This window comes from Microbacterium sp. K24, assembly GCF_004794465.1.
Classification (GTDB): domain Bacteria; phylum Actinomycetota; class Actinomycetes; order Actinomycetales; family Microbacteriaceae; genus Microbacterium.
Genome location: NZ_SSDJ01000030.1, coordinates 24,632 through 31,460, shown reverse-complemented (window position 1 = coordinate 31,460; position 6,829 = coordinate 24,632). Strand labels below are relative to the sequence as shown.

At 68.0% G+C, this 6,829-nt stretch carries 10 protein-coding genes; 4 read left to right on the top strand and 6 right to left on the bottom strand.

What is annotated here, in order from left to right; translation table 11 throughout:
* Nucleotides 1–176: 176 nt before the first annotated feature.
* The gene (locus DW306_RS01170; protein WP_136053815.1) at nt 177–1,073 is read right to left on the bottom strand and encodes a rhomboid family intramembrane serine protease; all 897 of its coding nucleotides are present in this window, start codon (nt 1,071–1,073) and stop codon (nt 177–179) included.
* A 21-nt stretch (nt 1,074–1,094) separates the two neighbouring features.
* Nucleotides 1,095–1,652 carry a peptidylprolyl isomerase gene (locus DW306_RS01165; protein ID WP_056375004.1) on the bottom strand — a complete coding sequence of 186 codons (558 nt, stop codon included), beginning with the start codon at nt 1,650–1,652 and terminating at the stop codon, nt 1,095–1,097.
* Nucleotides 1,653–1,824: 172 nt separating this feature from the next.
* Here DW306_RS01165 and DW306_RS01160 point away from each other — a divergent pair, with 172 nt between their 5' ends.
* Both DW306_RS01160 and DW306_RS01155 read left to right on the top strand, forming a co-directional pair.
* On the top strand, nt 1,825–2,328 hold the full coding sequence (locus DW306_RS01160) for a DNA helicase (RefSeq protein ID WP_136053814.1): 504 nt from the start codon (nt 1,825–1,827) through the stop codon (nt 2,326–2,328).
* A gap of 56 nt (nt 2,329–2,384) precedes the next feature.
* Entirely contained in the window at nt 2,385–2,846 is a 462-nt protein-coding gene (locus tag DW306_RS01155; RefSeq protein WP_205814066.1) for a YbaK/EbsC family protein, read from the top strand.
* A gap of 4 nt (nt 2,847–2,850) precedes the next feature.
* On the opposite strand, the gene DW306_RS01150 is transcribed toward DW306_RS01155, so the two are convergent.
* Nucleotides 2,851–3,273: an NUDIX domain-containing protein gene (locus DW306_RS01150; RefSeq protein ID WP_136053813.1), complete on the bottom strand. Its 423-nt coding sequence runs from the start codon at nt 3,271–3,273 to the stop codon at nt 2,851–2,853.
* 53 nt (nt 3,274–3,326) lie between these two features.
* Nucleotides 3,327–4,118 (bottom strand): SDR family oxidoreductase, encoded by a 792-nt coding sequence (locus DW306_RS01145; RefSeq protein WP_136053812.1) that lies wholly within the window; start codon nt 4,116–4,118, stop codon nt 3,327–3,329.
* Between the two features lie 132 nt (nt 4,119–4,250).
* Between DW306_RS01145 and DW306_RS01140 the strand changes: the two genes are divergently transcribed.
* Complete coding sequence (locus DW306_RS01140; RefSeq protein WP_136053811.1) at nt 4,251–4,739, top strand: MarR family transcriptional regulator; 489 nt, start codon at nt 4,251–4,253, stop codon at nt 4,737–4,739.
* A gap of 8 nt (nt 4,740–4,747) precedes the next feature.
* Here DW306_RS01140 and DW306_RS01135 read toward each other — a convergent pair whose 3' ends face one another.
* The gene (locus DW306_RS01135) at nt 4,748–5,401 is read right to left on the bottom strand and encodes an NAD(P)H-binding protein (protein ID WP_168429193.1); all 654 of its coding nucleotides are present in this window, start codon (nt 5,399–5,401) and stop codon (nt 4,748–4,750) included.
* Nucleotides 5,398–6,156 carry an SDR family oxidoreductase gene (locus tag DW306_RS01130; RefSeq protein WP_136053810.1) on the bottom strand — a complete coding sequence of 253 codons (759 nt, stop codon included), beginning with the start codon at nt 6,154–6,156 and terminating at the stop codon, nt 5,398–5,400. The genes DW306_RS01135 and DW306_RS01130 overlap by 4 nt, the downstream gene beginning before the upstream one ends.
* A gap of 84 nt (nt 6,157–6,240) precedes the next feature.
* Between DW306_RS01130 and DW306_RS01125 the strand changes: the two genes are divergently transcribed.
* Nucleotides 6,241–6,798 (top strand): TetR family transcriptional regulator, encoded by a 558-nt coding sequence (locus DW306_RS01125; RefSeq protein ID WP_136053809.1) that lies wholly within the window; start codon nt 6,241–6,243, stop codon nt 6,796–6,798.
* The last annotated feature ends 31 nt before the right edge of the window (nt 6,799–6,829 follow it).

Below are 6,829 nucleotides of genomic sequence, written 5' to 3'. Positions count from 1 at the left end.
GAGTGAGCATCGGGAGGGGCCCGCGCAGCGGGAGGGAACCCGCTCTGCGAACGAAGGGAGTCCGCCCGCGACCGGACCCCCGTAAACGCCTACCAAAAGTTATCCACAACCTTGTGCACAGCCTGGGGAGAATTACACCGGTGTTATTCACAGGGGTTAACAACCCTGTTAACAACTCAGCTCAGGAGGATGAGCGGCGGCACGAAGGCGACGACCACGCCGAGCAGCACCACCAGCACGGCGAGCAGCACGATCTGCCAGACGCGCTGGTCTCGACGCTTCGTGCGGGTGAGGATCAGTGCCACGAGGGCACCGACGATCGCTCCGCCGAGGTGCGCCTGCCAGGCGATGTTGCCGATGAAGAAGCCGAGGGCGAAGTTGATGCCGAGGATCACGAGGAGGCCGGTGACGTTCGCTCCGATGTGCCGGCCGATGATCAACAGCGCCGCCATGAGCCCGAAGATGGCCCCCGAGGCGCCGACCGTCGCACTCCCCGGTGCGAGAACGGCGACCATCACCGATCCGCCGAATCCGCTGATCAGGTAGAGCGCGAGGAAGCGCGCGCGGCCGAGCATGGGCTCGAGGCTCTGCCCCAGCATCCACAGGGCGAGCATGTTGAGGGCGAGGTGGAAGAACCCTCCGTGCACGAAGAGGACGCTGAGGAGCCGCCACGGCTCGAACGGGAACGGGAACAGGTTCGGATAGAGGTAGGGAGCGCGGAAGAACAGCGCCTGCGTGATGACATCCCCGACGCCGGGGATCAGCTGTACCAGGCCGATGAACGAGGTCACCGCCAACAGGACGTAGGTGACCATGGGCCTGCCGCTGCGGACGGCCGTCATCGTTCCGCCCGAGCTGCGTCCGCCCCAGCGGCGCTGGGCGCGCTTCTGGGCGGGAGTACGGTTCTTCTGCTGCTCCTTCATGCACTCCGGGCAGATCACGCCGACCGGTGCCTGCGTCTGGCACTCGGGGCAGATCGTGCGGAGGCAGCGCTGGCAGAGCACGAAGCTCTGCCGATCCGGATGCCGGTAGCAGAAGTTGTCGCGGTTGTCCGCGAACTCAGGCGTCGTCATCCGGATCGGCCGAAGGAGTCGTCAGGCCGCGACGATGTCGATCGACTGCAGCACGACCGGCTCGATGGGGCGGTCGCCGGCGGCGGTCGGCACAGCGGCGATGGCGTCGACGACGGCCTTGGAGGCGTCGTCGGCGACCTCGCCGAAGATCGTGTGCTTGCCCTGCAGCCACGGCGTCGGGTCGGTGGTGATGAAGAACTGCGAGCCGTTGGTGCCCTCGGGCTTGCCGGTGATCGCGTTGCGGCGGAGGCCGGCGTTGGCCATCGCGAGGATGTAGGGCTCGTTGAAGTTGAGCTCCATGTTGATCTCGTCGTCGAAGTTGTATCCGGGGCCGCCGACGCCCTGACCGAGCGGGTCGCCGCCCTGGATCATGAAGTTCGGGATGATGCGGTGGAAGATGACGTCCTTGTAGAGTGCGCCCTCGCCCGGCTTGCCGGTGGCGGGGTGCGTCCACTCCTGGGTGCCGTCGGCGAGGCCGACGAAGTTCTTGACCGTCTTCGGAGCGTGGTCGCCGAAGAGGTTGATGACGATGTCACCGTGGTTGGTGTGCAGGGTTGCGACGTGGGAAGCGTGAGCCATGAGTCCATTCTCTCAGAGCTTCCGGTGAGTTCGCCCGTCGTGGCATCCGATATGAGGGGCACGTACGCTACCGCGCGGCTACCGAGTTTGCAAGGGTACGCAATTTCCCGACGCCCACCCAGCCTCGTCTGGCAAGATGGGGAACCCGCACTGCAATGGACAGGAGAACATCGTGAGCCTCAGCCGCAAGCGGAAGAAGCAACTGCGTCGTCTGCAGAAGGACGCCACCCAGCTCTGGGAGTCGCAGCAGGATGTCGTCGGCCATGCCGCAGACATCGCACGTGAGGCGAGCCGTCAGCTCGGAGGCCTCGGCCGCGAGCAGGTGCTGCCTGTCGTGCAGGACACCTACAACCGTCGCGTCGCCCCGGTCGTCGACCAGGGCGTGAAGATCGGCCGGCATGTCGTCGACGACAAGGTCGTTCCCATCGTCGGCGGTGTGGTCGGAAGCGCCCTCACCGCATGGGACTATGCGAACGCCAAGCGTCACGGCGTCGCCCCGCCCGCTCCCCGCGGTGCGTTCGGCAAGAAGAAGAAGACCGTCGGCCTCGGCTCGGTCGTCGCGATCATCCTCGGTGCGGCTGCAGCCGTGGGCGTGCTCTACGCCGCGTGGCAGGCTCTTCGTGCAGACGATGAGCTCTGGGTCGCGGATGACCCGCTCTCCGCTCCCGACGCGTGACCTCTTCTGATCTCCCCTCCGACCCTTCGGGTGTCGGAGGGGATCAGCATGCCCGGGTGCGGGATGCGGCCGCCGCGCGCGGCCTGAGCATCGACATCCGGGAGCGCCCTGCGGCGAACAGCCTGTTCGAAGCGGCCGCCCTGCTCGGCATCGATCCGTCGGGCATCGTCAAGACCCTCGTCGTGAAGCGTTCCGACGACACGTACCTCTTCGCCCTGGTGCCGGGCGGCCGCTCGATCTCGTGGCCGAAGCTCCGCGCCCTGGTCGGCGTCAACAAGCTCCGTCTGCCCGAGCCGGAACTCGCCCTCGCGGCGACCGGGTACGAGCGGGGCACGATCGTGCCGATCGGCAGCACCACCGACTGGCCGATCTATGCCGACGAGACGATCGTCGGTCAGCGCATCGCCATGGGCGCGGGCGCGCATGGCTACAGCCTGTTCGTCGAGGCCGACGACCTGATCGCGGCCTACGGCGCGACCGTCGCCGACATCTCGGTGCCCGAGCAGCCGCGCGACTGACGCGTCAGAGGATGCCGGCCATCCGCAGCGCGATGTCGACCAGCTTGACCCGCTGCAGCTCGGCGACGGCCTTGAGCGTGAACCACTCGGCCATGTCGGTGGAGCCGTCGGCCTCGAAGCGGAGCTTGCCGCCGGTGACCTCGGCCCGGTAGACGATGCGGAGCGTGTGCAGGGGCTCGCTCGCTTTGTGCACGCGCCTGCTGGCCGGGATCACCCGGGAGTGGATGCCGAGGAGCTCGCCGACCTTGACCGAATAGCCGGTCTCCTCGCGGAGCTCGCGGCGTACCGCATCCTCCGGCGCCTCACCGGGTTCGAGCCCGCCGCCGGGCATCGTCCACGCCACACGGCGACCCTCGGTCCAGCGCGCGAGCAGCAGCCGGCCGTCGTCATCGGTGACGACCGCGTACGCCGCGACACGCAGGTCCATGCCCTCACCCTATCCGGACGGTGAGACACGCCCCGACCATGAGTCGGCCCTGCTCAGAGCATCGCGGTCAAGACTCCGCCGTCCGCCCGCATCGCGGCACCGTTCGTCGCCGACGCGCGGGGGCTCGCCAGGTAGGTGACCATGTTCGCGACCTCCGCGGGCTCGATGAACCGCTCCAGCAGTGTCGTGCGATTCTGCCCGATGATGGCCTGCTTCATGGCCTCGGCGGGCAGCGCCTGCGCTTCCGCGACCGCCGCGACCGTGGCCGCGACACCGTCGGAGTACGTCGGCCCGCCGAGGACGGTGTTGACCGTGACCTCCGTGCCACGGGTGAGCTTGGCGATACCGTTCCCCAGCGCGATCATCGCCGCCTTCGTGACCCCGTAGTGCACCATGTCTGCCGGCACGTTGACTCCGGACTCGCTGCTGAGGAAGATGATCCGTCCCCAGCCGCGCTCGATCATCCCGCCGAGCATCCGCCGCGAGAGCTTCACGCCGCTCATCACGTTGACGTCGAAGTACCGCTGCCACTCATCGTCCGTGACGGTATCGAACGCGGCGAGACCGAAGAGCCCCACGTTGTTGATCAGGATGTCGACGTCGCCGACCGACTCCATCAGAGCGGTCACCTGTCCGGGATCCGCGAAGTCCGCTGCCACGCCCGACACGCGCACCGTCGGGTGCTCGCCGCGCAGCCGCGCCACCGCGGCGTCGACGCGCCCCGCGTCACGCCCGTTCAGGGTGACCGCGACGCCCTCCGCGGCGAGCGCCGAGGCGACCGCGTATCCGATCCCCTGACTCGAACCGCTGATGAAGGCCGTCTTCCCCTGCAGACCCATGTCCATGACCACTCCTGTTCCTCGTTGTGTGCGCGTCGGTGTTTTACTTGCTTAGGAAAGTCAATATACGGCACATTCACTTGCTCGCGCAAGTCACTCGACTGTCACCACCGGGCCGCCATCCCTTACGCTGGCGTCATGCCCCCGCAGCCGACGCATCACTCCCTCAGCGCAGAGAATCTGGAGATCTGGTCTGCCGTCGCCACGCTCCTGGAGCGACTGCCCGTCGCCCTCGATGCCCAGCTGCAACGCGACAGCGGTCTCACGCACTTCGAACACGGCCTGCTCTTCGCCCTCGACTCCGCACCGGAGCGCACGCTACGGCTGAGCACGCTGGCCGGATACGCGAACAGCACTCTGTCCCGACTGTCGAGGGCGGTCTCCCGGCTCGAGTCCAAGGGATTGGTCAGGCGTCAGGTCGACCCGACCGACGGCCGGTTCACTCTCGGCATCCTCACCGACGCCGGTCACGAGGCGATCCTGGAATCGACGCCGGCGCATCATGCTCTCGTGCAGCGCCTGGTCTTCGACGCTCTCACCGCCGCGCAGGCCCGCCAGCTCGGCGAGGCGAGCCGACGCATCTCCGCCGCCATCGGTCCGGAGGCGACCTGGGCACCGGGATCCTGAGAAATGCGTCAGGCGCGACGGTCGACCGCAGCCCCGAGCGCCCGTTCGATGGCATCGCCGAGGGGGCGGTGGCCCTGAACGATCTCCCAGCTCCGCCCCGACGTCCGATCATCGGCGAGGACCGCCGCGACGGTGAGCGCGACATCGTCTCGACTCACCGCGCCGATCGGGAGCGATCCCGTGGGAGCCAGCTCGACAGCACCGCGACCCGGAGTGTTCAGAAGCTCCCCCGGCTGAAGGATCGTCCAGGACAGTGTCGATGAACGCAAGCCATCCTCCGACGCGGCCTTCGCCCCGAAGTAGATGTCCCAGAAGCCTCCGTGGTACTCCGCCGGACGAGACCGGCCGACGCCCATGCCGGTGATCAGCACGAATCTGCGCGCGCCCGCACGTTCCGAGGCCTCGATGACGTGAAGCGCCCCATCGCGATCGATGCGAATCGGGTCGCCCGCAGCCGCGAACACGACCGCATCGACACCCTGCAGAATGCCGGCCAGCTCGTCGACGTTGGAATGACCGAGGTCGGCGATCGCGGTCCTGATCCCTTCTCCCGCCACCGATGCCCTCCGACCGACGGCGAGGACGTCGTGGCCGTCTTCGCGGAGACGCGCGACGACCCGGCGGCCGGTCTGCCCCGATGCGCCGAAGACGGCGACGGTCACAGGAGCACCCCGCCCGAGACCTCGATGCGCTCGCCGGTCACCCAGCGCATGTCGCCGGACACGAGGGCCGCCACGGCGTGGGCGATCTCGTCGGGCTCGCCCACGCGCCCGAGCGCGGTCTGCTGACCGAGTCCGTGTCGGAGCTCCGCGTTGTCGCGCATCGCGCCGCCGTTGAAGTCGGTCGCGGTGGGCCCGGGCGCGATCGAGTTGATACGGATGCCGCGCTGACCGAGTTCGATCGCGAGACTTCGCCCCAGCGCCTCGATCGCCGCCTTGGAGGCTGCATAGACAGATGTCGCCGGGCTCACATGGCGACTCAGCGAGCTCGAGACGTTGACGATGCGGGCCCCTGCGGAGAGATGCGGCGCGAAGGCCTGGATCACGAACAGGGGACCGCGCACGTTGACGGCGAAGGTCTCGTCGAAGTCCGCGGGGGCGATGTCCGCGAGCGGACCGAAGAGTCCGATGCCCGCGTTGTTCACGAGCACCTCGATCGCCGACTCCGGCCACGCTTCGGTGATCTCGTCGAGAAGCGTGTCGCGTGCCGCACGGATGCACTCGACGTCGGCGACGTCGAGGGCGAGCGGCCGTGCCGTGCCGCCTTCCGCCTCGATCTCGGCCGCCACTGCCCCGGCGACCTCCTCGTCGCGCGCGGCGACGACGACCCGGTAACCCCGCTGTGCGAGGGCGCGAGCCGTCGCGCGTCCGAGGCCTCGACCCGCTCCCGTGACGAGGGCGATCGCTGGATCCGTCATGTTGTCCTCCATAAGTAAATAAGTACTTACCTTTAGATTAGGTCGTGACCCTGCGGGCGTCAACCGGAGAGAAGGAGCAGGACAATGGCGACGAGGGATGCAGAAGCCACGAAGGCGCGAATCCTTGCTGCCGCGGTTGCGGAGTTCGCGGAGCGTGGTCTGGCCGGTGGCCGCGTCGACCGGATCGCGAAGGCGGCGAGCAGCAATGTCCGCATGATCTACGCCTACTTCGGCGACAAGAGCGGGCTGTTCGACGCGGCGCTGGCAACCGCCCTTCGCCGGCTCGCGCACGACGCGCCGCCGCGACCCGACGATCTCACGGGTTGGGCAGGCGATGTCTTCGATCACCATCGACGTCACCCGGATGTTCTGCGGCTGAGCCTGTGGGCGCAACTCGAACGGCCGGCCGCGACCGCCGAGCCCTTGGATACATATGCCGACAAGGTCGAGCTGATCCGCCGCGACACGCCCGCTCCCTTCTCTCCCGTCGATCTGCTCGTCATCGTCTACGCGATCGCTCAGGCATGGTTCGTCTCCCCCACCGGCCTCACCGCCCTGGAAGGCGCGCCGGACGATGAGGAGCGCATCGCCGCTCATCGAGCCGCCGTCGTCGCGGCCGTCGAGCGGATCCTGCATCGATGACCTGCTCCGTTCCGTGACGTCGGCCTGGACG